Below are 25,066 nucleotides of genomic sequence, written 5' to 3'. Positions count from 1 at the left end.
CTCCTGATGGCGGGCGCAGCCTCCAGGACGGGGCGGGTAGGCGGTGGGGGCGAAGACCCTGCGAACCGCCACAACGCATCGCCGACCCACAACACAAGGCGGAGACCATGGACTTCAGCCCCGACCCGCAAGACGAGACCTTCCGCGCGCAGGCCCGCACCTGGCTGCGCGCCCACCTCGGCACCCCCCACACCCGCCGTTCCTGGGAACGCGCCCTCGGCCGAGCCGGCTGGATCGGCCTGTCCTGGACCGAGGACGGCTACGGCAACCGCCGCGCCACCCTCGCCCAACAGGTCGTCTGGGCGGAGGAGTACGCCCGCTCCCAGGCACCACCCCGCTCCGGTCACATAGGGGAGAACCTCCTCGCCCCCACCCTTCTCGTCCACGGCACCCCGGCCCAGAGGTCCCGCTTCCTGCGACCCGTAGCCCGGGGCGAGGAGCTGTGGTGCCAGGGCTACAGCGAACCCGGCGCCGGCTCCGACCTGGCGGGCCTGCGCACCACCGCCGTACGTGACACCCCCACCTCCTACCGGGTCACCGGGCAGAAGATCTGGACCTCCCTCGCCCACGAGGCGGACTGGTGCTTCGTCCTCGCCCGCACCGACCCCACCTCCCACCGCCACCAGGGCCTGACCTTCCTCCTCCTCCCGATGGACCAGCCCGGCCGTATCGAGGTCCGCCCCATCCGCCAGCTCACCGGAACCAGCGAGTTCAACGAGGTGTTCTTCGACGGCGCGACGGCCCGCGCCGAACACGTCGTCGGCGGCGAGGGCAACGGCTGGCGCGTGGCGATGAGCCTGCTCGGCTTCGAACGCGGCGTCTCCACCCTGGCCCAGCAGATCGGCTTCGCGAACGAACTGGCCGAGGTCGTCCGCACGGCCGTGGCCACCGGCGCGGCGGACGACCCCGTGGTGCGCGACCGCCTCGTCACCCAGTGGGCCGAACTGCGCACCATGCGCTGGAACGCCCTGCGCACCCTGGGCGACACGACGGACCCGGCCGCCCCCAGCGTGGCCAAACTGCTGTGGGCCCGCTGGCACCGGCGCCTGGGCGAACTCGCGATGCAGGTCAGGGGCGCGGCAGGCGCGGCGGGCCCGGCCGACTGGTCGCCCACGGCGCCGTACGAGCTGGACCCGCTGCAGCACCTGTTCCTGTTCAGCCGGGCCGACACCATCTACGGCGGCTCCGACGAGATCCAGCGCACGATCATCGCCGAGCGCGTGCTCGGCCTGCCGAAGGAACCCAGGGGAACCAAGGGCTGAGGGAGTTGCGATGCGAGGCGTGCTCTACGACGGCGCCCGGACCCAGGTCGTGGCCGATCTGGAGGTCCGGGACCCGGGACCCGGCGAGGTCCGAGTGGCGATCCGTGCGGCGGGGCTGTGCCACAGCGACTTGTCCGTGGTCGACGGGACCATCCCCTTCCCCGTTCCCGTGGTGCTCGGCCATGAGGGCGCCGGTGTGGTGGAGGCGGTCGGCGCGGGCGTCACCCATGTCGCGCCCGGCGACCACGTGGCGCTGTCCACCCTGGCGAACTGCGGGACGTGCGCGGACTGCGACCGCGGCCGACCGACGATGTGCCGGCAGGCGATCGGCCGCCCCGGCCGCCCGTTCACGCGGGCCGGCGGGCCGGTGCACCAGTTCGCCTCCACCTCGGCCTTCGCCGAACGCACGGTCGTCAGGGCCGTCCAGGCGGTCCGCGTCCCCAGGGACATCCCGCTGCCGTCGGCGGCCCTGATCGGCTGCGGAGTCCTCACCGGTGTGGGCGCCGTGCTGAACCGCGCCCGGGTGGACCAGGGCGACACGGTCCTCGTCATCGGAACGGGTGGAATCGGCCTCAACGTCCTCCAGGGCGCGCGGATCGCGGGCGCGTCGCGGATCGCGGCGGTGGACGCCAACCCGGCGAAGGAGGCGGTGGCCCGCCGGTTCGGCGCCACCGACTTCCTGACCTCGACGGACGGTGTCAAGGACGTCCTTCCCTCCGGAGTCGACCATGCGTTCGAGTGCGTGGGGCGGGTGGAGCTGATCCGCGCGGCCATCGACGCCCTGGACCGTCACGGCCAGGCGGTGCTTCTCGGCGTCCCGCCTGCGACGGCCGAGGCGTCGTTCCTGGTCTCGTCGATGTACCTGGACAAGGCCGTCCTGGGCTGCCGCTACGGCTCCTCCCGTCCCCAGCGGGACATCGCGCGCTACGCCCGGATGTACCGCGAGGGGCGCCTGCTGCTGGACGAGTTGGTGACGGCGACGTACCCGGTGGAGGACTACGAGAAGGCGGCGGCGGACGCGCACGCGGGGCGGGTCGCGAGGGCGGTACTGACCTTCTGACCCGGTCCGCCGCCCGGTGAGCCCAGTGCCCCGGCAGGCGACGTCTTGCCCGTCAAGGAGCGGCGTCGGGTGCGTGCTCTGGGGGTACTCCCTGCTCGAAGAGCTGGGGGGAGCGTGCCGGGCGTCGCGACGGGGCGAACGTTGCCTGTCGGGGCACTAGGGGGTGACGGCCGGGTGGGCGGCCCCCGTGCGGAAGGTGCGCCGATATGTGGTGGGCGTGATGCCGAGGGCCGCCTGGAGGTGTTGGCGCATCGACTGGGCGGTGCCGAAACCGGCGTTCCGCGCCACCTGGTCCATCGACAGGTCGGTGGACTCCAGCAGATGGCGGGCCCGTTCGACGCGCTGCTGGGTGAGCCACTGGCCCGGGCTCATGCCGACCTCCTCGCGGAAACGGCGTGTGAAGGTGCGTACGGACATGGCTTCCTGCTCCGCCATGTCGCGCAGCTGGATCGGTTCGTGGAGGCGGCCGAGCGCCCAGGCGCGGGCGGCGGTGGTGGTCGCCAGCTGCGGCTCGGGCACCGGGCGGTGGATGTACTGCGCCTGGCCGCCGTCGCGGTGCGGCGGGACGACCGTGCGACGCGCCACCTCGTTGGCGACGGCGCTGCCGTGGTCGCGGCGCACCATGTGCAGGCACAGGTCGATCCCGGCCGCGACGCCCGCGGAGGTCAGGATGTCGCCGTCGTCGATGAACAGGACGTCCGGATCGACCTCGATCCGCGGGAAGAGCCGCTGGAAGTGCTCGGCCTCGGCCCAGTGCGTGGTGGCGGGGCGCCCGTCGAGAAGGCCGGCGGCGGCGAGCACGTAGACGCCGGTGCAGATGGAGGCGAGCCGGGTGCCCGGCCGGATCTGGGCGAGGGCGGCGGCCAGCTCGTCGGTCAGCACGCCCTCGTCGAACACCGGGCCGAGCTCGTAGGACGCCGGGACGATCACGGTGTCGGCGGTGGCCAGGGCCTCCGGGCCGTTCTCGACGTGGATGGAGAAGTCGGCGTCCGTCTCGACCGGGCCCGGTGGCCGGACGGAGCAGGTGACGACCTCGTACAGATGCCGGCCCTCGGCGTCCTTGGGGCGCCCGAAGATCCGGTGCGGGATGCCCAGTTCGAAGGGCAGCAGCCCGTCGAGGGCGAGGACGAGGACGCGGTGCGGCCGGAACGTGGACTCACGGGTCATGGCCCGATCCTAGCGAATAGTGTCCCTCGGGCCACTCGATCGGAAGGAGTCCAGGCCCGAAGATCTATGACGTGACCCAGACAACCGCAACCGCACCCACTGTCGAGGAACCACAACCGGCCCGGACGACCCGCATCCACCGCGCCTGGTTCGTCGCCGCCGTCACCTTCGTGACGATCATCGGCGCCGCGGCCTTCCGTTCGCTGCCGGGCCTGCTGATCGACCCGCTGCACCAGGAGTTCCACTGGTCGCGCGGCACGATCGGCGCGGCGGTCTCGATCAACCTCGCGCTGTACGGCCTGACCGCCCCGTTCGCCGCCGCCCTGATGGACCGCTTCGGCATCCGCAGGGTGGTCGCCGTGGCCCTCGTGGTGATCGCACTCGGCTCGGGCGCGACCGTGTGGATGACGGCGCCCTGGCAGCTCCTGCTGTGCTGGGGTCTGCTGGTGGGCCTGGGCTCGGGTTCGATGGCGCTGGCCTTCGCGGCGACGGTCACCAACCGCTGGTTCACCACGCGGCGCGGTCTGGTGAGCGGGATCCTCACCGCGGGCTCGGCCTCCGGGCAGCTGATCTTCCTGCCCCTGTTGTCCTGGATGGTGGAGCGCCACGGCTGGCGCCCGGCGGCGGTGACGGTGGCCCTCGCCGCCCTCGCGGTCGTCCCCTTCGTCTGGCTGCTGCTGCGCGACCACCCGGCGGACACGGGCCTGAAGCCGTACGGTGCCGAGAAGTTCGTACCGAAGCCGGAACCCGCGCGGGGCGCCGCCCGCCGCGCCGTCACCGTGCTGTTCTCGGCGGTGCGCACGGGGCCGTTCTGGCTGCTGGCCGGCACCTTCGCGATCTGCGGCGCCTCCACCAACGGCCTGATCCAGACCCACTTCGTCCCGGCCGCCCACGACCACGGCATGCCCATCACGGCGGCGGCATCGCTGCTCGCGGTCATCGGTGTCTTCGACGTGGTGGGCACGATCGCCTCGGGCTGGTTCACGGACCGCTTCGAGCCGCGCCGCCTGCTCGCGGTGTACTACGCGCTGCGCGGCACCTCGCTGCTGTTCCTGCCCATGTTGCTGGCCCCCTCCGTGCATCCGCCGATGATCTTCTTCATCGTCTTCTACGGCCTGGACTGGGTCGCCACGGTTCCGCCCACGCTGGCGCTGTGCCGGGAGCAGTACGGCGAGGACAGCGCCATCGTCTTCGGCTGGGTCCTGGCCTCCCACCAGGTCGGCGCGGCCCTGGTCGCCTTCCTCGGCGGCGTGGCACGGGACACCTTCGGCTCCTACGACGTGGTCTGGTACGCGGCGGGGGCGCTGTGCGCGGCGGCGGCCCTGATGGCCCTGGTGATCCGGCGCCGCCCGGCGGGAGCACCGGCACTGGCGTGACCCGGCCGGCTGATCGTCCGGGGCATCGCCCTAGAGGAACCGCCCCCTGTGGAAGAGCAGCGGCGTGTGGTCCCCGTCTCCGGTCCCCAGGGCCTCCACCCGGCCCACCACGATGAGATGGTCGCCACCGGTGTGCACGGCGTGGATCGCGCAGTCGATCCACGCCGTGGCGCCGATGAGGCGCGGGGCGCCGGAGAAGGGCGCCGCCTCGTGCCGGACCCCGGCGAACTTGTCCCCGCCGCTCACCGCGAAGCCTCGGCACAGCTCGCCCTGGTCGGCGGCGAGCACGTTCACGCAGAACGCCCCGGCGCGGGCGATCCGCGGCCAGGTGCTCGAGGCCCGGCCGACCATGAACACGACCAGTGGCGGTTCCAGGGAGAGCGACGAGAACGACTGGCAGGCGAAGCCGGCGGGGCTCACCTCACCGTCCGCCGCCGGCGCAGTGACAACGGTGACACCGGTGGCGAAGTTTCCCAGAACACACCGGAATTCAGCCGAGTCGACGGGCGCCCGCTCATCCTCCCGCACGGCCCGCAACTCCGGTCGCGGCAGCGCTTCGACGGGTCCCGCGACCGTGCGCGCCCCGATGGACCTGAGGTAACGGACGGCGGTGGCGGCCATCCCTGCGTGTCCCATCACACCACCCATTGAAACTGACGCTTCATCAGAAGTGAAGTCGCGGGTGAGGGTCCGCACGGTCCTCAGCGGCCGTGGTAGCGGGGCTCCCGCCGTTCCGCGAAGCTCGCCACGCCCTCCCGGGCGTCCGCCGTCGTCATGTTGATCTCCTGGGCCGTGGCCTCGGCCGTGAAGGCGGCGGCGCGGTCGGCGTCCAGGGAGGCGTTGACCAGTTGCTTGGTGAGGGCCAGGGCGCGGGTGGGGCCCGCGGCCAGGCGGGCGGCCCACTCGCGGGCGGTCTTCTGCAGGGCGTGTCCCGGTACGACGCGGTTGACCAGGCCGAGGCGTTCCGCGTCCGTGGCCGGCAGGGCGTCGCCGAAGAACATCAGCTCCTTGGCGCGTTGCGGGCCGACCAGCCGGGGCAGCAGATACGCCCCGCCGCCGTCCGGGACCAGGCCGCGGCGCACGAACACCTCGATGAACCTCGCCGACTCGGCCGCGATGACCAGGTCGCAGGCGAGCGCGAGGTGGGCGCCGAGTCCGGCGGCGGTTCCGTTCACCGCGGCGATCACCGGCTTCTCGCAGTCGAGGACCGCGGCGATCAGCCGCTGGGCGCCCCGGCGGATGGTCCGCGTGACGTCGCCGGCGATCCGCTCACCGGGCCCCGCCCTGCCGCGCAGGTCCGCGCCGGCGCAGAAACCGCGTCCGGCGCCCGTGAGGACCACGGCGCGCACATCGGGGTCGGCGGAGGCGTCCTGAAGTTTCCGGATGAGGAGTTCGCGCAGGTCAGGGGTGATGGCGTTGAGAGAGTCGGGGCGGTTGAGGGTGAGCTGCGCGACGTGATTGTCAGTGGTGTGCAGTACCAATGACGCGACGGGATCCGCGGGGCCTGAAGAGCCTGCGGGAATCACGGAGTCCACGGCGGCGTGCACGGCCTCCACGCCGTGCACGGAGTCTTCGGGGGAGGACATGATGCTGTTCCGTTTCCTGGGTCGGCTGTTTCGGCTGGTCCGGGCCTCAGCGGCACGCCGCCAGCGCGTCCAGCGCCACGGCTCCCTGCCCCCTGGGCAGCACCATCAGCGGATTGATGTCCAGCTCCGCGATCCGGTCCCCGAGTTCGAGCGCCATGCGCTGGACACGGAGCACCACCTCGACGAGCGCGTCGAGGTCGGCCGGGGGGCGCCCGCGCACCCCGTCCAGCAGGGCCCGCCCGCGCAGTTCGCAGAGCATGTCCCGCGCCTGCTCCTCGCCGAAGGGCGGCACGCGCACGGCCGCGTCCCGCTCCACCTCGACCAGCACACCGCCGAGCCCGACGGTGACCGTGGGCCCGAAGAGCCGGTCGTGCGAGACGCCGACGATCATCTCGACACCCCGCTCGACCATCTGGCACACCAGGACTCCGTCGAGCTTGATCCCCTCGTAGCGCGCGATGTCGGTCAGCTCCCGGTAGGCGTCCCGGACCTGGCTTGCGGAGGTCAGCCCGATCTTCACCAGCCCCAGCTCTGTCTTGTGGGCGACCTGGGCGCCGGACGCCTTCATCACCACCGGGTAGCCCACGAGCCCCGCCGCGCGCACCGCCGCCGCCGCGCTGGTCACCAACTGTTCGCGCGGTACGCGGATGCCGTACGCCCGCAGCAGCTGCTTCGCCGCGTGCTCGCTCAGCTGCTGCCCGGGGCGCATCAGGGCCTGCGCCTTGCGGAAGGAGGGCGAGGGGGTGCGGGGCGCCTCGTCGAAGGGGGAGCGGTAGCCGCGCACGAAGCGCTGGTGGTCGAGGTGGGCGCGGACGGCCGAGACGCAGTTCGCGACCGTGCGGAAGGTGGCCACGCGCGAGGAGCCGAGCAGCGTCTCGCGGTAGGCGGCCTCGGTGCCGACCGGCGACCCCCACACCACGCAGACCAGTTTGTCCGTGTGCTCCGCCGCGTCCACCAGGTCCCGCACCAGCTTGTCGCTCAGCGGAGGGAAGGGCCCGGTGATCGGGCAGATGAGCACGCCCACCTCCGGGTCGTCCAGGAGCGCGTCGATGATCTTCCGCCCGCGCTCGTCGCCCACCGGGTGACCGCCGCTGTCGACGGGGTTGGCGACGCTCAGGTACTCGGGGATCCACTGGTGCAGCTCGGCCTGCTTGGCCTCGGACAGCACCGGCAGCCGCAGCCCCGCCCCGGCCGCCAGGTCCGCGACGTGCGCGCCCGTGCCGCCCGAGATCGAATAGACGACGACGCCGTCGGCGCGCGGGGCGCGGGCCCGGGCCAACAGGGTGGCGGTGTCCTGGAGTTCGTCCAGCCCGTCGACGCGGATCACCCCGTACTGCCGCATAGCCGCGTCGATCACGTCGTCCGCGCCGGTCAGCTTGCCGGTGTGTGAGGCGGCGGTGCGGGCGCCGGCCTCGGTGCGGCCGACCTTGACCGCGACGACCGGCACACCGCGCCGGGCGGCCCGGTCGGCGGCCAGCAGGAAGGCGCGGCCGTCCTTCAGACCCTCGATGTAGCAGGCGATGGCGCCGACCTCGGGCCGCTCGGCGAAGTAGGAGAGGAAGTCGGCGGTCTCCAGGTCGGCCTCGTTGCCGGTGGGGGCCCAGTGGGAGAGCCGTATGCCGAGTTCCTGCAGGGCGAAGACGGGACGCCCCTGGTGCCCGGACTGGGTGATGAGCGCGATGGCCTGCCCGTCCAGGTCGTCCCGGAACCGCTCGAAGGCATTGAGGTTGGTGTTCGGCCCGAGCAGCCGTACCCCGGCCCGCTGGGCGGCGGAGGCGAGCACCGTTTGCGCGGCGGCTCCCTCCTGGCCGGTCTCGGCGAACCCGGAGGCGAAGACGACGGCGAACTTCACCTTGGCCGCGCCCAGTTCCTCCAGCACGGGAAGCGGGTCGGAGACCAGGAGCACGGCGAGGTCGACCTGTTCGGGCAGGTCCGCGACGGAAGGAGAGCAGGGCATGCCGAAGACGGACTGACGGGTGGGGTGCACGGGGTGCAGCCGGGCGCCGACCCGCTCGGCCCAGGCGAGCAGCTGCCGGGTGACGCCGGTGTGCGGGCGCCCCTCGGCGTCGGAGGCGCCGACGACGGCGACGGACTCGGGCCGGAAGAACCGGTCCAGGTCGGGCACGTCGGCATGCAGCGGCCGTCCGCTGACATCGAGGTCACCGGTGTCGGCGGCCCGGCCCCGCACCACGGGCGAAGGCGGCTGCCCGCAGGCGGCGACACGGGCCCGGCGGGAGTCGGTGGTCAGGGTGCCATGGGTTGATCCAAGCATCGCTCCGCCCGCTTCCGTGTGACGGCTCAGTAACTGACGCTCTGTCAGATTACTGAACTGGCGCGCGGTCAGGAAGAGACGGGGCGCACGCGGTCGCGGGAGGGCGTCCGGCGACACCGGTGGCGGGGTCGGCGGCCGTCGTGCCGGACCCACCGGGTCGGTCGCCTGTGGCCGGCGGCCGGGTCGGCGGCCGTCGTGCCGACCCCTTTCGGTCGCCGGGTCGGCGGCCGTCGAGCCGGACCCGTCCGGCCGGTGTCAGCCTGCGGTGCGTGTCCGCTCCACCTGGCGGGCGACGGCCTTGGCGATCTTCTCTGCGTCGATGGCCAGTTCGCGGAGCATCCCGCTGATCGGATTGGTGAACCCGGTGAAGTACAGGCCGGGGGCGGTGCCCGGGGTGCGGGCGCCGTGGACGACCGGTCTGCCGCGGGCGTCGAGCACGCCGAGGTGCCCGACGAGGTCCTCCAGGGCGCGGACGTACCCGGTCGCGGCGATCACGGCGTCCGGCTCGATCCGGCTGCCGTCGGCGAGGACGACCTTGCCGCCCTCGAAGCCCTCGACGGCCGCCACCACCTCCACCCGCCGCTTGCGCACGGCGTCGATGAGCCCGACGTCCTGCACCGGGATCGAGCCGTCCTTGACCCTGCTGTACAGCCCGGTGCCGGGCCGGGGCAGCCCGTACGCCGACAGGTCCGGCACGCTCAGTCTCGCCACCGGCCGGGCCAGCCGGTCGACGAGCCCCACCGGCAGCCGCCGTACGAGCACGCCCGTGTACTGGGTGGCCCACCCGGCGGTCGAGCGCCGCAGGATGTGGGGCGCCGTCCGCACCGACAGCCGCACGCGCGAGGCGCCGCCCTCCACCAGGTCGACGGCGATCTCGGCGCCGGTGTTGCCCACGCCGACGACGAGGATGTCGCGGCCGGCGTACGGCTTGGCGTTGCGGTACTCGCCGGCGTGCAGGAGCTCGCCGGTGAAGGCGTCGCGGCCGGGCCAGTCGGGCACGCGCGGGGTGTGGTTGTAGCCGGTGGCGACGACGACCGCGCTGCCGGTCAGCTCACGGCCGCCGGTGGCGTGCAGCAGCCAGCCGGTGCCGTCGGGGGCGGGATCGATGCGGGAGACCTCGACGCCGGTGACGATCTCCAGCTGGTGGTGCTCGGCGTACTTCTCGAGGTAGCGCACCACGTCGCCGCGTGACACCCACCGCCCGAAGGACCGCGGCATCGGCAGCCCGGGCAGGGCGGACAGGCGCCGCGTGGTGTGCAGGTGCAGCCGGTCGTAGTGGCGCCGCCAGGATGCTCCGACCCGGTCGGACTTCTCCAGTACGACGGCCCGTACCCCCCGGGCGCGCAACGCGTACGCGGCGGCGAGCCCGCCCGGGCCGCCGCCGACGACGTACACCGGTCGGTCCTCGTGGGCGGGCACCACGGCACGCGGTGAAGCGGAAGACGAGTCGGCCATGAGCGGGAGCGTAACCACGCGCGGCGTTGATGGGTCTCGGTCAAGACCGGAATCGGTTGCGAATCGATCACGGCTGTAGGGGGAGTGGGTGGGACCGGTGGCGCAGGAGGGCCGGTTGTGGCGGTGCGGTGGGGTCGCGCTCTTGCGCGTGTGTCACGCATGAGCTGAACTGACGTACCGTCAGATGTGGTCGGCGGCAGGAGAGCCCATGGACACGATCTGGCTCACCGGCGGGGAATGGCTCGCCGTGCTGCGTATCGGGCTCGGGCTGTGGTGGCTGGAGAGCTGGCGGCACAAGGACAAGAAGGCGTGGTTCGAGCGGGGGACCGGGATCGCGTGGGCGGCGGACATCGCCGCCGAGCACCGCTGGACGGCGGTGCGCAGCGGCTTCGACGCGGTGGTCGCGCCCAGGCCGAAGACGGTCGCGTACGTGGTGGCGTACGCGGAACTCGCCCTCGGACTCGGGCTGATCACCGGCTTCCTCACACCGGTCACCCTGGCCGGCGGGCTCGTGCTCAACGTCCTCTACTTCGTCCTCATGATCCACGACTGGGCCGAGCAGGGGCAGAACTCGATGATGGCGCTGATCTCCGTGGTGGCGCTGTTCGGGATGTCGTGGCAGACGTGGTCGGTGGACGGCGCGCTGGGGCTGTTCCGGTGAGCGGGCGTTTCGACGTCCCCGACGTGGACGCCTTCACGCGCCCCTACTGGGACGCGGCGGCGCGGGGACGGCTGCTGGTCCGCCGCTGCGCGGCCTGCGGGCGCGCCCACCACTACCCGCGCGAGTTCTGCCCGTCCTGCTGGAGCGACGACGTGACCTGGGAGCCGGTGAGCGGCCGGGCGACCCTCTACACCTGGTCCGTCGTCCACCGCAACGACCTGCCGCCCTTCGACGGGCGCGCACCGTACGTCGCCGCCGTGGTCGACCTCGCGGAGGGGCCGCGCATGATGACCGAGGTGGTGGGGTGCGCACCGTCCGGGCTGAGGATCGGCATGGCGCTGGAGGTGGCCTTCCGGGAGGGCGTGCCCGTCTTCCGGCCGTGGGAAAACCGGTGATCGCATCCGGTCCCGATTGATTGAATGGCCCGATGGCCGACATACGCGAGAGGACCCTCAGCCACCCCGTTCCCGAACTTGAGGGACACGGTCTGCGGTTGAGTTTCTGGGACCCGGAGTCCGACGCCCACCTCGACGCATGGTTCCGGGGGCTGACCGACCCGGATTTCACGCGGTGGAACACGCCGCTGAAGATCGTGCGGGACATGGCCGACGCACGCGAGTCGCTGCGGTCGAAGGCGGCGGACACGGCGAACGGGACCAACGTGTCGTTCCGGATCACCGACGCGGCGAGCGGGAGGACGCTGGGACACCTCGGCGTCAACGAGATCGACCGCGTCCTGCGCCTCGCCCGCGTCGGCTACTGGGTCCTGCCCGAGGCCCGCGGGCACGGGGTCGCCGGTCGCGCGCTCGCGCTCGCCGCCCGCTGGGCCCTCACCGACCTCGGCCTGCACCGCCTGGAACTGGGCCACGCCCTCGGCCACGAGGCGTCCTGCCGTATCGCCGAGCGGTGCGGCTTCCGGTACGAGGGGACACTGCGCGACGCGATGTTCGAAGCGGGACGGCACGACGCGTTCCGGGACGTGCACCTGCACGCCAGGATCGCGAGCGACCCGGAGCCGACGGTTCCCCATCAGGAGGCGTAAATCGCATGCGCGGCACGGTGGTTCACGAGATCGTGGCGTATGGCCTCAGACGCGTACGACTGGCAGTTCACCGATGACCTCGAGGAGTTCCTCGACCGGGCCGGGGCGTTCCTGTGGTCCGAGCCCGCGCTGCACACCGTCCAGCTGACGGTCACCGACAGGCTCCGGACGGAGGGGCGGACCGTCTTCGGTGAGGAGCCGCCGTACTACGGCCGGCTCGTCGACGGCGACGGCACCGTACGGGCCACCGTCTTCCAGACGCCGCCCTACCCGCTCAACCTGACGCCGCTCACCGACGAGGCCGCCGACGGGCTGGCGGCACGGCTGGTGCAGGACGGGCGGGCGATCCCGTCCGTCATGGGACCGGCGGAGGCCACCGCCGTGTTCGTCGCCGTCTGGGAGCGCCGCACCGGGGCCCCCGCCCGCCTCGCGCAGCGCCAACGGCTCTACCGCCTCGGCACCCTCACCCCGCCCGATCCCGCGCCGCCCGGTCGCGCCCGAGTCGCCGGGGCGGACGACCACGAGCTGGTTGCCCGGTGGTACGCCGGGTTCTCGGCGGACGTCGGCGAGAATCCCGGGCCCAACCCGGACCGCTGGGCCCGGAGCCGGCTCGCGGAGGGCGGGGTCACACTGTGGGAGACCCCCGACGGTACGCCCCGCGCCATGGCGAGCGTGACACCCGAGGTCGCCGGGCAGGTCCGCGTCGCCACCGTCTACACCCCCGCCCCGTTGCGCGGCCGCGGCTACGCCGGGGCCGCCACCGCGGCGGTCAGCCGGGCCGCGCTCGACGCGGGCGCCAAGGAGGTCCTGCTCTTCACCGACCTGGCGAACCCCACGAGCAACGGCCTCTACCAGCGCCTCGGGTACCGGCCGGTGACGGATTTCGCCCGCTACGAGTTCGGGGACGTCTGACGCTTCCTCACGGCCACAGCAGTTCCGTCGTCCAGCCGGCCTCCGTCCGGCGGTAGCGGAGGCGTACGTGCCGGCGCCTGGCGTCCCCCTGGAAGAACTCCACCTCCTCGGGCCGGAGGCGGTACAGCGTCCAGGACGGGACCGGGGCGCCCGGCTCACGCTGCGCCTGCTCCCAGGCCTGCTCCGACGCCCGTGCCAACTCCTCGGTGGAGCCCAGCACTTCACTCTGGCGGCCGGTGAGTGCCGCCGCCAGCGCACCGGTCGAGCGGGCGTGCAGATCCGCCTGCCCCTCCTGCGACGGCGCGGCCGTGACCGGGCCGCGCACCCGGATCTGGCGGCCCTGCACGGGCCAGTAGAAGCCGAGGGCGGCATACGGCCGGGCCGCCAGCTGCCGCCCCTTGCGGCTGCCCGCGTGTGTCGCGAACGACCAGCCGTCCGCGTCCGCGCCGTGCAGCATCACGATCCGCACGTCGGGCGTGCCGTCCGCGTCCGCCGTCGCCAGCGACACGGTGTGCGGCTCGGTCTGCCCCGCCGCCACCGCCTGCGCGAACCACTCCGTGAACAGCGCGAGCGGCTCCCCGGGCGCCGCCGCCGGGTCGAAGGCGGGCAGCTCGGTGGTCTCCGGGTCCCACACCCGCAGGGACCTGAGCAGCTTGTGAAGATCCGTTGCCATGCCCCCGAGTATCCGTCACCCCGGAACGCCGTCCTCGCCGCCCCCGGCCGCCCTCACCCCCGTCGCCCTCACCCCCGTCGCCCTCACCCCCGCCGCCCTCACCCCCGCCGCCCTCACCCCCGTCCCAGCACCACCGTCCCCGACGAACAGAACCAGCCCCCCGTCCCCGACGCCACCGCCAGTTCCGGCAGCCGCCCGCCCCTCTTGCGGACCTGCCGTGCCCCGGCCTCGCCCCGCAGCTGCCGTACCGCCTCCACCAGCAGGAACAGCCCCCGCATCCCCGGGTGCTGGGCGGACAGCCCGCCCCCGTCCGTGTTCACCGGCAGCTCCCCGCCCTCCACCAGCAGCCGCCCCTTCTCCACGAACGCCCCGCCCTCGCCCTTCCCGCAGAAGCCGAGGTCCTCCAGTGTCACCAGCGTCATGTAGGTGAAGGCGTCGTAGATCTCCGCGAAGTCGACTTCCTGCGGGCGCACTCCGGCCCGCTCGAAGGCGAGGCGGCCGCTCACCGCCGCCGGGGACACCGTGAAGTCCGGCCACTCGGACATGGTCGTGTGCGAGACGTGCTCCCCGGCCCCCAGCACCCACACCGGCCGCGTCCGGCAGTCCCGTACCAGTTCCTCGGCCACCAGCAGGACCGCCGCCCCGCCGTCGGAGCGTATGCAGCAGTGCAGCCTGGTGAAGGGGTCCGCGATCATCGGCCCCGCCAGGACGTCCCCGACCGTGATCGGGTCCCGGAACATGGCTTCCGGGTTGCCCGCCGCGTTGGCCCGGGCCTGCACCGCCACCTCGGCCAGCTGCTCGATCGTCGTGCCGTGGGCGTGCATGTGGCGGCGGGCCGCCATCGCGTACTTGGCGATCAGCGTGTGGCCGTACGGCACCTCGAACTGCAGTGGGCCGCGGGCGCCGAAGGACAGGGTGCCCGTGCGGCGGCCCGCCCTGATGTCCGCACGGGCCGTGGAACCGTAGACCAGCAGCACCGCCCGGGCGTGGCCCGCCGCGATCGCGTCCGCCGCGTGGGCCGCCATGACCTCCCAGGTGGAGCCGCCGACGGAGGTGGAATCGACCCAGGTGGGCCGCAGGCCGAGGTACTCGGCCATCTCCGCCGGCGCCAGTGCGCCGAGCCCGGCGGAGGCGAAGCCGTCGATCACCGCCCGGTCCAGGCCCGCGTCGGTGAGGGCGCGGCGGGCGGCCTGTGCGTGCAGGGCGTACGGGGTCGCGTCGTCGACCCGCCCGCAGTCGGAGAGCGCCACTCCGACGACCGCGGTGCGCTGGCCGGACCTGGCAGTCATGGATCTGACGGTACATCAGATATGCGGTGTCGGAGCCTGTGCGTGCGAAGACCGGTCGCCGTAATATGACGAACCATCAGAGCGGGAAAGGGGCGATCGGGCATGGACACACGCTTCACCGCCGAACAGGACGAGATCCGCCGTACGGTGCGCGAGGTGCTGGCCAGGCGCTGCGGGCCAGAGGACGTGCGCGCCGCCGCAGGGACCGCCGCCGGGCACGACCCCGCCCTGTGGGCCACCCTCGGTGGACAGCTCGGTCTGCCCGGGCTGGCGCTCCCCGAGGCCTACGGCGGCGCGGGCTGCAGCACCACCGAACTCGGCCTCGCCTGCGAGGAGGTGGGGCGGACCCTCGCTCCCTCCCCGCTGCTCGCCACCGCGGTCCTCGCCGCGCCCCTGCTGCTCGCCCTCGGCACCGACGCCCAGCGCGGCGCACTGCTGCCCCGGATCGCCGCCGGGGAGCTGACCGCCACCCTCGCCGTCCCGGGCACCGCCCTCGCCACCGCCCTCGCCCTCACCGGGGACAACCGGGGCGACTGGGCGGGCGGCGGACGGGCCGGTGGCATCCAGGCGCGGCGGGCGGCCGGCACCTGGCGGCTGTACGGGGAGGCGGCGCAGGTTCTCGACGGGCACAGCGCAGGGCTGCTGGTCGTGGCCGGGCACGCCGGGGGGTTCGCGCGGTCGCGGACGCTGCTGTTCCTCGTACGGGACGGTGCCGTCCGTACCCGGCAGACCGCCCTCGACGGGACGCGGCCCTGCGCCCGGGTCCAACTCCGCGAGACCGAGGCGGAACTGCTCGGTGAGGACGGTGCCGACGTGCCGGGGGCGCTCGCCGCGGTCGGGGACCGTGCCGCCGCCGTGCTCGCCTGCGAGGCCGTGGGCGCCGCCGACCGGGTGCTGGAGCGGACCGTGGAGTACGTCGGTCGGCGGGAGCAGTTCGGGCGGCCCATCGGGTCCTTCCAGGCCGTGAAGCACCGGCTGGCCGACGTGTACGTGCGGGTGCGCGCGGCGCGCTCGGCGGCGTACTACGCGGCCTGGGCCGGTGCGAAGGAATCAGCAGGCGCCTCCTTGGAAGGGCGGTGGCGGGAGACGGGTGGGCAGGTCGGCGGGCTATCGCTCGCCGAGGCCCTTCAGGCGCTGCGGACCGCCGCTGCCGAGGGCATCCAGTTGCACGGCGGCATCGGGTTCACCTGGGAGCACGCGGCGCATCTCTACTTCAAACGGGCCACCGGCGACGAGCTGCTGTTCGGGCCCGTGCACCGGTTGCGGGCGCACGCGGCGGACGCGGCGGGGCTCTTCGAGCGCGGGGAGGTGGCGGTGTGACGGCCCTCGGTGTCCGGATCGTGCAGAAGGTGTCCGCCACGCGGGCCTTCGGCAGGGTCGCACCGCACGTCGTGCCCGTCCTGGACCGCGCGGTGTACCGGCTGACCGGTGGAAAAGTACTGCTCAGCGCGCAGATGCTGCCGGGTGTGATCCTCACGTCCACCGGCGCGAGAAGCGGTCTCGCGCGTCGTACGCCGCTCGCGTGCATGCCGGAGGAGGGCGGCAGCTGGCTCCTGATCGGCTCCAACTTCGGGCGGCCCGGCCATCCGGCCTGGACCCACAACCTCCTCGCCCACCCCGAGGCGGAGATCAGCATCAAGGGCGAGGACATCCCGGTCACGGCCCACCTGCTGCGGGGGCGGGAGCGGGAGGCCGCGTGGAAGGCGGTACTGGCGTTCTGGCCGCCGTACGCCACGTACCAGGAGCGGGTGGAGCGGGAGATCCGGCTGTTCCGGGTCGTACCGCGGTGACCGCGCTCCTGGACACGGGGCAGTGGCACGGTGGGCCGGTCGGCGCGACAGGCGGCGGCCCACTCGGGTGAACCGCCGCCTGGGTGACAGGACTTGGCGCCGTCGCGGCACAGTGCCGTGGCCGGGACTACTTCGTCGGCTTCCTGCCGGTGACGCCCAGATACACCAACAGCGCGAGGTTCGGCTTCAGTTCCGCCTGCTTGACGCCCCAGGACGTGAAGCCCTTCTGGTGCGAGGACACGGACGCGAGCATCGCCACGAGCGCGCCCGCCACGGCCGCCGGGTTCACGTCCTTGTCGACCCTGCCCTTGGACTGGAGGTCGGCGATCGAGTCCGCGAGGGAGTTGTTCACCGAGTTCAGGATCTTCATGCGGATCTTGTAGAAGCGCTTGTCGCCCTCGGCCGCGCCGAGGTCCACGACGCGCAGGATGGCGTCGTGTTTGCGCCAGAACTCCAGGAACCCCTCCACGAGTTCCTGCGCGGTCTGCCAGCCGGCCTTCCCGGCCCAGGAGCGGCCTTCCAGCAGCTGGGTCAACCCGGCGCCCTCCGCGGCCATTCGGTCCGCGATCTCCAGGACGGCGCCCTCGACGTCCGGGAAGTACTGGTAGAAGGTCGCCGGTGACGTCCCCGCCTTCCGGGCGACATCAATGACTTTGACGTCGCGGTAAGGCGAGGAGCTGAGCATCTCGCTGAGGCAGTCGAGCAGCTTCTGCCGCGTCGCCTGCCCGCGTCGACCGGCCACGCGGCCGTCGACGGTACGCACTTGTCCTGTCATGCCGTCAGCTTACCGAGGGGTGATCGAAGCGCGATTCGGCCGACTGCAAATGGGGAGTACAGGGGCCTGCACCCGCTTCGGAGGCGGTGAAAAGGGAGTACGCCCGCGAGCGCTCCACGGGTCGTGCACGTTAGCTTGGCAGCATGGCCGAAAATCCGCCATCGTCTTCGCACGACCGCCCCTTCCCCGAGGGCGTCCCGTGCTGGATCGACGCGCAGTTGCCCGACGTCGAGGCGGGCAAGCGGTTCTACGGTGAGCTCTTCGGGTGGAGCTTCGAGGAGGCGCCCGGCTCCGCCGTGTGGGCCCACCTCGGCGGCGAACCGGTGGCCGCGCTGACCCGCAAGGTCGACGGGCGGATGCCCACCGTCTGGACGGTGTACTTCGCCACCCCCGACGCCACCGCGCTCGCCCGGCGGATCCTGGCGGCCGGCGGCCAGGTCGTCGCCCTGCCCGAGCCCGTGGACGGCCTCGGCACCGCGGCGCTGGCCGCCGACCCCGAGGGCGCCGTGTTCGGGCTCTGGCAGCCAGGGGCGCACGCGGGCTTCGGCAAGCGGCACGAGCCCGGCTCCTTCACCTGGGCCGAGCTGTACACGCGGGACACCGCCGCCGCGAACACCTTCTACACGGGCCTCTTCCACGACGCCCTGTTCGGCCCCGGCGCCGTCCCCGACTTCGGGCGGGCCCCGCTCGAGGACGTCTTCCCCGCGGAGATGCCCCCGCACTTCCTCGTCCACTTCGGCGTCCGGGACGGCGCGGCGGTGCTCGACGCGGTGGCCAGGCTGGGCGGGCGCGTACAGGTACCGGCGTTCGACACCTCGTACGGACGGGTGGCGGTGGTCAGCGACGACCAGGGGGCCTCCTTCGCGCTGCTCCAGCGCTGACGCGGCCCCGCAGACCCCTTGTCCGCAGGCCTCTGTTCCACCATGCGGGCGCCCGCTTCCCGTACCCTCGTGCGCCATGCTTTTGTCCTGAGACACCCCGTTCCGCCCTCGGGTTAGCTTCCACACGCCCGGACAGGAAGAATCGGGGTGCGTGCCGCCATGGCGGTGCGGTGGTGAGACGCTGCACGGGGTCGCGTGCACAAGGCGCATGACGCGACCCGTACGGGGAGGTGGCAGGCAAGTGGTGGATCAGCTGACGCAGCACGATCCGCGGCGGATCGGGCCGTTCGAGGTGCTGGGACGGCTGGGTGCCGGCGGCATGGGGCTGGTCTATCTCGCGCGCTCGGCGTCCGGTCGGCGCGTGGCGATCAAGACGGTGCGCACGGAACTGGCCGAGGACCAGCTGTTCCGGGTGCGCTTCACCCGCGAGGTCGAGGCCGCCCGGGCGGTCTCCGGCTTCTACACGGCGGCCGTGGTCGACGCCGACCCGCGCGCGGCCGTGCCCTGGCTCGCCACCGCCTATGTGCCCGCGCCCTCCCTCGAGGAGATAGTGACCGAGTGCGGCCCGCTGCCGGCCCAGGCGGTGCGCTGGCTCGCGGCAGGCGTGGCCGAGGCCCTGCAGTCCATCCACGGGGCGGGCCTGGTCCACCGGGACCTGAAGCCGTCGAACGTCCTCGTCGTGGAGGACGGCCCCCGGGTGATCGACTTCGGGATCGCCTCCGGTGTATCGAACACCCGTCTGACCATGACCAACGTGGCCGTCGGCACGCCCGCCTACATGTCCCCCGAACAGGCCAAGGACTCACGCAGCGTCACCGGCGCCAGCGACGTCTTCTCGCTCGGGTCGATGCTCGTCTTCGCGGCCACCGGGCACCCGCCCTTCCACGGCGCGAACCCCGTCGAGACCGTCTTCATGCTGCTGCGCGAAGGCCCGGACCTGTCCGGACTGCCGGACGAGCTGCGCCCGCTCATCGAGTCCTGCATGCAGATGGACCCCACCGCCCGCCCCAACCCCGCCGACCTCCAGGCGCAGCTCGCCCCGCACCTGTTCGGCTCCGGCTCCGACGACAGCGGTACGGCGTCGGCGTGGCTGCCCGAGAAGGCGGTCACCCTGATCGAGGGCCGCCGCGGCGGGCGCCCCGCCACCAAGCCCTCCACCTCCACCTCCGGCAACCGCAGCGGCGGCGGCGCGCGCCCCGCGGTGCCGCCCCCGCCCTCCCGCGACCCGGTGCCGGTGCCGGTCGGCGCGCCCGACTCCGGGCCGGTGCGGCTCGCGGGCGCCTCCGTGCCGATCGGCCCCGGGCCGCGGGTCGCCGACGCCCGGGCCGCCGCGCTGCAGGCGCCGCCGCCGCACGCCGCGCTCGCCGCGTCCTGGTCCCGCCCGGGGGCCGGGGTCAACGGCGCGCCCGGGGCCGTGCCCGCGGTCCCCGCGCCGCCCGTGCCCCCGGATGCCGCCCCCGGCTGGCGCCCGTGGCGCTTCCGCATGTCGAACGACGTGTGGGGCACTCCCGCGGTCGCCGACGACCTGGTCTACGTCACCTCCTTCGAGGTGCACGCCCTGGACGTGGCGACCGGCCGCCGCCGCTTCAAGACCCGCGACGTCGCCTGGTCGATGTCGGTCGCGGACGGCCGTGTCCACGCCTCCGACGGGCCCACCCTGTTCGCCCTGGACGCCCGCGAGGGCACCGATCTGTGGCGGCTGCAGATGGACGGCTGGGTGTACTCCCTCAAGGCCGACCGCGGCACGGTCGTCACCGCCACCCGCGGCGGCGGCGTCCAGGCGTGGGAGGCGTCCGGCGGCCGGAAGCTGTGGGAGCTCACCGGCGCGCAGAGCGAGTTCGAGACCCCGGAGGCGGGCCCCGCGCTCCACGACGGCACGGCGTACGTGTGGCAGGACGCCCGGCTGCGCGCCCTGGACGCCCGCAGCGGAGAGGAGCGCTGGTCGTACCCCATCGGCGACGCGGCCTCCTGCGGCGGGGTTCCCGTACGCCTCACCCACGCGACCGACGGCTGTGTGTACGTCTGCGCCGGCACCCGGGTCCTGGCCCTGGAGGTGGCGAGCGGCATGCTTCGCTGGCACTTCGAGGCGCCGGCGGTCTTCCTGAGCCCGCCCGCCTTCGCACCGGGCCCGGCGGTGACGGGCGGCGGCGTCTACCTCGCGGACTACCTCGGCACGGTGTACGCCCTCGACGCGGCGGACGGCCGCGACCGCTGGCGCATCGCCACCGAGTCCCGGGCGGCGATCGACCCGGTGCTGGTGGCCGGCGGGCACGTCCACGTGGGCAGCGGCAAGGGTCTGTACACCCTCGACGCGGTCACCGGCACCCCCAAGTGGCGCTTCCAGGCGGGCGGCGACATCGTGGGTTCCCCGGCGGTCGCGGAGGGCCGCATCCACTTCGGCTCCACGGACCACCTGCTGTACACGCTGAAGGCCGACGACGGCCGCCTGCGCTGGAAGCTGGCCACCGGCGGCGAGATTACCGGCGCCCCGGTGGTGAAGGACGGCGTGGTGTACGCGTGCAGCAAGGACCGCTGCGTGTACGCACTGGACGCCGAGAAGGGCACGGGGACGTCCCGCACCACCTGAGCCACCGGGCGGGGGAGACGGCCGTCGCACCGGACCGGACGGAAGGGGCTCGGGGCGGCGGCCGTCACCCCTGACGCTACGCGCTGTGGTCGGGACGTGCCATACCGTGGCGGCCCGGAGGGGGACCGGGCGATGCCTCACCGCAATCGGAACCCATCCCTCCGCCGCGCCGCGAACAACTCCGCCTGCCGCTCCGCCGACAGGTTCCCGAGTGCGATCAGCGCCGGTGCCTGCGCCAGGGCCTGCGCCCGTGCCGCCTCCTTCGCCGCCCACAGCGCCCGTACGGTGCCCTGCACGCCCTCGGGCGGACAGGAGGCGACGACGGCGGCACAGCGCACCGCGGCCTCCAGCGCGCCGCCGGGCGCGGTGAGTTCGGACACGAGCCCGATCTCGTACGCCCGCCGCGCCGAGATCCGCTCGGCGGTCCCCATCAGTGCCATTCGGGCGGCCTCCCCGTACGGCATCCGGTGCGCCATGTACACCGCCTCGTACGCGCTGACCATCCCGTAGGTGGTGTGCGGGTCGAAGAACGAAGCCGTCTCGTCCGCGACGACGAACTCGCTCTCGCCGAGGAGATAGAACGCCCCGCCGCAGGCCATGCCGCGCACCGCGGCGATCACCGGCTTCCACAGGTCGTTCGCCTTCGGGCCGATCCTCAGCAGCGGATCGTCCAGCATGTACGGCGAGCCCGGCTGCGGCACGTCCGCGTCCCGGTCGAGCCCGGTGCAGAAGGCCCGCTCCCCGGCACCGGTGAGGACGACGGCCCGTACGGAGTCGTCGAACCTGAACGCGCGCCAGCAGGCGGCCAGTTCACCGGCCGTCGCGAGGTCCACGGCGTTGAGCCTCCCGGGCCGGTCAAGGGTGACGACCGCGACCCCGGTGTCCTTGTCCGCGTTGATCCGCAGCCCTTGACTCACGACCGCTCCAGCACCCACCGGGGCAACCCGTCCCCGTCGAAGACGACCTGCACTCTCGCACCGATCCGGACCCGCTCGGGCGGCACGGAGTTCAGGGGCGCGCGGGGTCCGGTGACGAGGTTCCCGACCAGGCGGATGCGCGGCGCCTCGGCCAGCTCGACCAGGATCACGTTGTACGGGGCCTGTGCGGCGTACGCCGGGAGCAGCGGCGGATGCGGGACGACGTACGACCAGATCCTCCCCTTCCCGCTCATCCGCCGCCACCGGCTCGCGAAGGACCGGCAGTGCGGGCAGCAGGGCCGCGGCGGGAAGCGCGGCTCGCCGCAGTCGGAGCAGGCCTGGACGCGCAGTTCGCCGCGGGCGGCGTACTCCCAGAAGGGGGCGCCGTCGTCGTCGGGGACGGGGGACAGGAGTGCGGGGAGGGTCTCGGGAGGCACGGCGCGGCTCCTTCAGTTCCTGAGCTGGTTCCTGAGCTAGTTCCTCAGCAGAAGGGCGGAGGTCGGGACACCCTCGCCGGCGGTGACGAGACAGGTGGCGGCGCCCGGAACCTGGGCGGTGCTGGTCCCGCGCAGCTGCTTCACGCCCTCGTTGATCAGGTTGAACCCGTGGACGTACGCCTCGGACAGTCCGCCGCCCCCCGTGTTGACGGGCAGCCGTCCACCGGTCTCCAGCGCACCGCCCTCGGTGAACGCCCCGCCCTCTCCCCGGCCGCAGAAGCCGTACCCCTCCAGGGAGAGGAGGATCAGCGGCGTGAACGCGTCGTAGATCTGGGCGACGTCGACGTCGTCGGGGGCGAAGTCGGCGTGTTTCCACAGGTGCCTGGCGGCGGTCCAGGCGGGGCCGGTGAGCGGGTCGTCGTTCCAGTAGTTGACCATGCCGTGGTGCTGGGCGGGCAGCCCCTGGGCGGCGGCGTGGACGTAGACGGGCCGCTGCCGGCAGTCACGGGCACGCTCGCGGGAGACGACCACGCAGGCCAACGCCCCGTCCGTCTCCAGGCAGTTGTCGAAGAGGCAGAGCGGCTCGCTGATCCAGCGGGAGCTCATGTACATGTCCCTGGTCAGTGGCCGCTCGTACATCATGGCGGCGGGATTCTGGTTGGCCCGGTTCCGGCAGGCGAGGGCGACGTTGAAGAGGTGGTCCCTGGTTGCCCCGTACTGGTGCATGTACCGGCGCGCGAGCATCCCGATCTCGTCGACGGGCCTGAGGAGCCCGAAGGGCCGGGTCCACTGGGCGGGAGTGGGAAGCTGCACCGCCGTGTTCTTCCACGGCCGGGGCCCGCTGCCGCGCTTGCGGGACCGCCAGGCGACACCGACGGTGGCCTGCCCGGTGGCGACGGCGGCGGCGAGATGGGCGACCGTCGCGCAGGAGCCGCCGCCCCCGTACCCGACCTTGCTGAAGAAGGTGAGATCCCCGAGCCCGAGGGCCTTCGCGACCTCCACCTCATCGGTCTCCTCCATGGTGTACGAGGCGAGCGCGTCGACCTCACCGGGCGCGATCCCGGCGTCGTCGAGGGCGGCGAGGACGGCACGGCAGGCCAGGGCCTTCTCGGACTCCGGGAGCCGCTTGGCGAAGTCGGTCTGTCCGATGCCGACGACGGCGGCCGCGTCCTTGAACCCCGCCATGGGTGCACCTCCGCGGAATTACGGCGGCTGACAGTGCGTCAGGTTACAGGTAATCTGACGGTTAGTCAGCTAGGACGATCGGCCGTGCGTACCGTGGGGAGGACGCCGTGCGCGGTGACCTGGAGTGGGGCAGCATTCCGGAGCTGGTGCGAAGCGCGGCCCGTCGCTACGGCGACACGGAGGCGGTCGTCGAGGGCCGTACCCGGACCTCGTACGCCGAACTCGGCGCCCGCGTCGAACGCGCGACGGCGGCCTGCGTCGCGAACGGCATCGGCGTCGGCGACCGCGTCGGGATCTGGGCGCCGAACACGCTCGACTGGGTCGTGTCGGCGCTGGGCGCGGTGTCGGCGGGCGCGGTCCTGGTACCGCTCAACACCCGCTTCAAGGGCTCGGAGGCGGCCCACGTCCTGCACCGGAGCCGGGCCAAACTGCTCTTCGTGACCGGCGCGTTCCTCGGGACGTCGTATGTGGCGGCGCTGCGGAGGGCAGCGGGGGAGGGGCCCGGGGACGGTCCGCTGCCAGGGCTGCCGCACCTGGACCAGGTGGTGGTCCTCGCGGACGACGCCCCGGCGGCCTTCCGCACCTGGAAGGAGTTCCTCGCGAGCGGGGAGGGGATGGGCGAGCCGGAGGCACGGCGCAGGTCATCTGCCGTGACGGGCGACCGACCCTCGGACATCGTGTTCACCTCGGGCACGACGGGCCGCCCCAAGGGCGCGGTGATCACGCACGCGCAGACCCTGAGGGCCTACGAGACGTGGGCGGACCTGACGGGTCTGCGGCAGGGCGACCGCTACCTGATCGTCAACCCCTTCTTCCACACGTTCGGCTACAAGGCCGGGGTGCTGGCCTGCCTGATGCGGGGCGCCACGATGATCCCGCAGCCGGTGTTCACCGTGGACACGGCACTGGCGAACACGGCGGCGGAGCGGGTGACCGTCCTGCCGGGCCCGCCCACCCTCCACCAGGCGCTGCTGGACCACCCGTCACGGGCCTCCTACGACCTCTCCGCACTGCGCCTGGTGGTGACGGGAGCGGCGGTGGTGCCGCTGCGCCTGGTGGAACGGCTACGGGACGAACTCGGCGTCGAGACGGTCCTGACGGCGTACGGCCTGTCGGAGGCGAGCGGTTTCGTGACGATGTGCCGCAGGAGTGATCCACCGGAGGTGGTCGCGACGACGTCGGGTCGCCCGATCCCGGGAGTCGAGGTACGGGTGGTGGGCGCGAAGGGAGAACCGCTCGGCGCGGGAGTTCCGGGGGAGATCCTGGTCCGGGGCTTCAACGTCATGCAGGGCTACTTCGAGGACGGGACGGCCACGGCGGAAACCCTGACCCCGGACGGCTGGCTCCGCACGGGAGACGTCGGAGCACTGGACCCAGCGGGCAACCTCCGCATCACGGACCGCGTCAAGGACATGTTCATCGTGGGCGGCTTCAACGCGTACCCGGCGGAGATAGAGCAACTGCTGGCCCTGCACCCGGATGTGGCGGAGGCGGCGGTGATCGGCGTCCCGGACGCGCGGCTGGGGGAGGTGGGGAAGGCGTACGTGGTACGACGCCCGGGAGCGGTGGTGACGTCCGACGACCTGATCGCGTGGTCCCGCCGCGCGATGGCGAACTACAAGGTCCCGAGAGAGGTGGAGTTCGTCGAGGCCCTTCCGAGAAACGTGAGCGGGAAGGTGGTGAAGGGGGAGTTGCGCGGGCGCACGCGACAGGGCCTCGGCGCGACGTAGGCCCGATGG

23 protein-coding genes are annotated in these 25,066 nt (G+C 73.1%); 12 read left to right on the top strand and 11 right to left on the bottom strand.

Features of this window, described 5'->3' with window-relative positions; translation table 11 throughout:
* Positions 1-107 precede the first annotated feature (107 nt).
* Positions 108-1,262: an acyl-CoA dehydrogenase family protein gene (locus tag ACZ7L1_RS11710; RefSeq protein WP_471436288.1), complete on the top strand. Its 1,155-nt coding sequence runs from the start codon at positions 108-110 to the stop codon at positions 1,260-1,262.
* A gap of 10 nt (positions 1,263-1,272) precedes the next feature.
* The gene (locus tag ACZ7L1_RS11705) at positions 1,273-2,322 is read left to right on the top strand and encodes a Zn-dependent alcohol dehydrogenase (protein ID WP_471436286.1); all 1,050 of its coding nucleotides are present in this window, start codon (positions 1,273-1,275) and stop codon (positions 2,320-2,322) included.
* Positions 2,323-2,478: 156 nt separating this feature from the next.
* On the opposite strand, the gene ACZ7L1_RS11700 is transcribed toward ACZ7L1_RS11705, so the two are convergent.
* The gene (locus ACZ7L1_RS11700) at positions 2,479-3,489 is read right to left on the bottom strand and encodes a GlxA family transcriptional regulator (protein ID WP_471436284.1); all 1,011 of its coding nucleotides are present in this window, start codon (positions 3,487-3,489) and stop codon (positions 2,479-2,481) included.
* Positions 3,490-3,560: 71 nt separating this feature from the next.
* Between ACZ7L1_RS11700 and ACZ7L1_RS11695 the strand changes: the two genes are divergently transcribed.
* Positions 3,561-4,865, top strand: a complete 1,305-nt coding sequence (locus ACZ7L1_RS11695) for an MFS transporter (RefSeq protein ID WP_471436283.1) — start codon at positions 3,561-3,563, stop codon at positions 4,863-4,865.
* Between the two features lie 30 nt (positions 4,866-4,895).
* Here ACZ7L1_RS11695 and ACZ7L1_RS11690 read toward each other — a convergent pair whose 3' ends face one another.
* From ACZ7L1_RS11690 to ACZ7L1_RS11675, 4 genes are all read right to left on the bottom strand, one after another.
* Positions 4,896-5,501, bottom strand: coding sequence for a flavin reductase family protein (locus ACZ7L1_RS11690; protein WP_471436281.1), 606 nt, complete (start codon positions 5,499-5,501; stop codon positions 4,896-4,898).
* Positions 5,502-5,566: 65 nt separating this feature from the next.
* A complete protein-coding gene (locus ACZ7L1_RS11685; RefSeq protein ID WP_471436280.1) occupies positions 5,567-6,451 on the bottom strand; it encodes an enoyl-CoA hydratase/isomerase family protein in 885 nt (294 codons plus the stop codon).
* Between the two features lie 46 nt (positions 6,452-6,497).
* A complete protein-coding gene (locus ACZ7L1_RS11680) occupies positions 6,498-8,723 on the bottom strand; it encodes an acetate--CoA ligase family protein (protein WP_471436278.1) in 2,226 nt (741 codons plus the stop codon).
* Positions 8,724-8,978: 255 nt separating this feature from the next.
* Positions 8,979-10,178 (bottom strand): flavin-containing monooxygenase, encoded by a 1,200-nt coding sequence (locus ACZ7L1_RS11675; RefSeq protein WP_471436277.1) that lies wholly within the window; start codon positions 10,176-10,178, stop codon positions 8,979-8,981.
* A 208-nt stretch (positions 10,179-10,386) separates the two neighbouring features.
* On the opposite strand from ACZ7L1_RS11675, the gene ACZ7L1_RS11670 reads away from it, so the two are divergent.
* Genes ACZ7L1_RS11670 through ACZ7L1_RS11655 form a run of 4 tightly spaced genes read left to right on the top strand, consistent with a single transcriptional unit; the run spans position 10,387 to position 12,793 of the window.
* Positions 10,387-10,839: a DoxX family protein gene (locus tag ACZ7L1_RS11670; protein ID WP_471436275.1), complete on the top strand. Its 453-nt coding sequence runs from the start codon at positions 10,387-10,389 to the stop codon at positions 10,837-10,839.
* Positions 10,836-11,234 (top strand): Zn-ribbon domain-containing OB-fold protein, encoded by a 399-nt coding sequence (locus ACZ7L1_RS11665; protein ID WP_471436273.1) that lies wholly within the window; start codon positions 10,836-10,838, stop codon positions 11,232-11,234. The genes ACZ7L1_RS11670 and ACZ7L1_RS11665 overlap by 4 nt, the downstream gene beginning before the upstream one ends.
* A 32-nt stretch (positions 11,235-11,266) precedes the next feature.
* The gene (locus ACZ7L1_RS11660; RefSeq protein ID WP_471436271.1) at positions 11,267-11,881 is read left to right on the top strand and encodes a GNAT family N-acetyltransferase; all 615 of its coding nucleotides are present in this window, start codon (positions 11,267-11,269) and stop codon (positions 11,879-11,881) included.
* Positions 11,882-11,920: 39 nt separating this feature from the next.
* Positions 11,921-12,793 carry a GNAT family N-acetyltransferase gene (locus ACZ7L1_RS11655; RefSeq protein ID WP_471436269.1) on the top strand — a complete coding sequence of 291 codons (873 nt, stop codon included), beginning with the start codon at positions 11,921-11,923 and terminating at the stop codon, positions 12,791-12,793.
* Positions 12,794-12,800: 7 nt separating this feature from the next.
* Here ACZ7L1_RS11655 and ACZ7L1_RS11650 read toward each other — a convergent pair whose 3' ends face one another.
* The gene (locus tag ACZ7L1_RS11650) at positions 12,801-13,466 is read right to left on the bottom strand and encodes a pyridoxine/pyridoxamine 5'-phosphate oxidase (protein ID WP_471436267.1); all 666 of its coding nucleotides are present in this window, start codon (positions 13,464-13,466) and stop codon (positions 12,801-12,803) included.
* 113 nt (positions 13,467-13,579) lie between these two features.
* Positions 13,580-14,755 (bottom strand): thiolase C-terminal domain-containing protein, encoded by a 1,176-nt coding sequence (locus ACZ7L1_RS11645; protein ID WP_471436265.1) that lies wholly within the window; start codon positions 14,753-14,755, stop codon positions 13,580-13,582.
* Between the two features lie 102 nt (positions 14,756-14,857).
* Between ACZ7L1_RS11645 and ACZ7L1_RS11640 the strand changes: the two genes are divergently transcribed.
* Both ACZ7L1_RS11640 and ACZ7L1_RS11635 read left to right on the top strand, forming a co-directional pair.
* Entirely contained in the window at positions 14,858-16,075 is a 1,218-nt protein-coding gene (locus ACZ7L1_RS11640; RefSeq protein ID WP_471436263.1) for an acyl-CoA dehydrogenase family protein, read from the top strand.
* On the top strand, positions 16,072-16,545 hold the full coding sequence (locus ACZ7L1_RS11635; protein WP_471436261.1) for a nitroreductase/quinone reductase family protein: 474 nt from the start codon (positions 16,072-16,074) through the stop codon (positions 16,543-16,545). Before ACZ7L1_RS11640 ends, ACZ7L1_RS11635 begins: the two co-directional genes overlap by 4 nt.
* A gap of 127 nt (positions 16,546-16,672) precedes the next feature.
* Here ACZ7L1_RS11635 and ACZ7L1_RS11630 read toward each other — a convergent pair whose 3' ends face one another.
* Complete coding sequence (locus ACZ7L1_RS11630) at positions 16,673-17,308, bottom strand: TetR family transcriptional regulator (RefSeq protein WP_471436408.1); 636 nt, start codon at positions 17,306-17,308, stop codon at positions 16,673-16,675.
* 155 nt (positions 17,309-17,463) lie between these two features.
* Here ACZ7L1_RS11630 and kbpA point away from each other — a divergent pair, with 155 nt between their 5' ends.
* Together kbpA and ACZ7L1_RS11620 are read left to right on the top strand one after the other, a co-directional pair.
* Positions 17,464-18,201 carry an AfsK-binding protein KbpA gene (kbpA, locus tag ACZ7L1_RS11625; RefSeq protein WP_471436259.1) on the top strand — a complete coding sequence of 246 codons (738 nt, stop codon included), beginning with the start codon at positions 17,464-17,466 and terminating at the stop codon, positions 18,199-18,201.
* A 241-nt stretch (positions 18,202-18,442) separates the two neighbouring features.
* Positions 18,443-20,788: an outer membrane protein assembly factor BamB family protein gene (locus ACZ7L1_RS11620; RefSeq protein WP_471436258.1), complete on the top strand. Its 2,346-nt coding sequence runs from the start codon at positions 18,443-18,445 to the stop codon at positions 20,786-20,788.
* A gap of 137 nt (positions 20,789-20,925) precedes the next feature.
* Here the strand turns inward: ACZ7L1_RS11620 and ACZ7L1_RS11615 are convergent, their stop codons facing one another.
* Genes ACZ7L1_RS11615 through ACZ7L1_RS11605 form a run of 3 tightly spaced genes read right to left on the bottom strand, consistent with a single transcriptional unit; the run spans position 20,926 to position 23,327 of the window.
* Complete coding sequence (locus tag ACZ7L1_RS11615; protein WP_471436256.1) at positions 20,926-21,705, bottom strand: enoyl-CoA hydratase/isomerase family protein; 780 nt, start codon at positions 21,703-21,705, stop codon at positions 20,926-20,928.
* A complete protein-coding gene (locus ACZ7L1_RS11610; RefSeq protein ID WP_471436254.1) occupies positions 21,702-22,142 on the bottom strand; it encodes a Zn-ribbon domain-containing OB-fold protein in 441 nt (146 codons plus the stop codon). Before ACZ7L1_RS11610 ends, ACZ7L1_RS11615 begins: the two co-directional genes overlap by 4 nt.
* A gap of 36 nt (positions 22,143-22,178) precedes the next feature.
* On the bottom strand, positions 22,179-23,327 hold the full coding sequence (locus ACZ7L1_RS11605) for a lipid-transfer protein (protein WP_471436252.1): 1,149 nt from the start codon (positions 23,325-23,327) through the stop codon (positions 22,179-22,181).
* Between the two features lie 107 nt (positions 23,328-23,434).
* Between ACZ7L1_RS11605 and ACZ7L1_RS11600 the strand changes: the two genes are divergently transcribed.
* A complete protein-coding gene (locus ACZ7L1_RS11600) occupies positions 23,435-25,057 on the top strand; it encodes a FadD3 family acyl-CoA ligase (RefSeq protein ID WP_471436251.1) in 1,623 nt (540 codons plus the stop codon).
* Positions 25,058-25,066 lie beyond the last annotated feature (9 nt).

It is taken from the genome of Streptomyces sp. NPDC107546, assembly GCF_055639175.1.
This window is presented reverse-complemented; position numbering and strand designations above follow the sequence as displayed.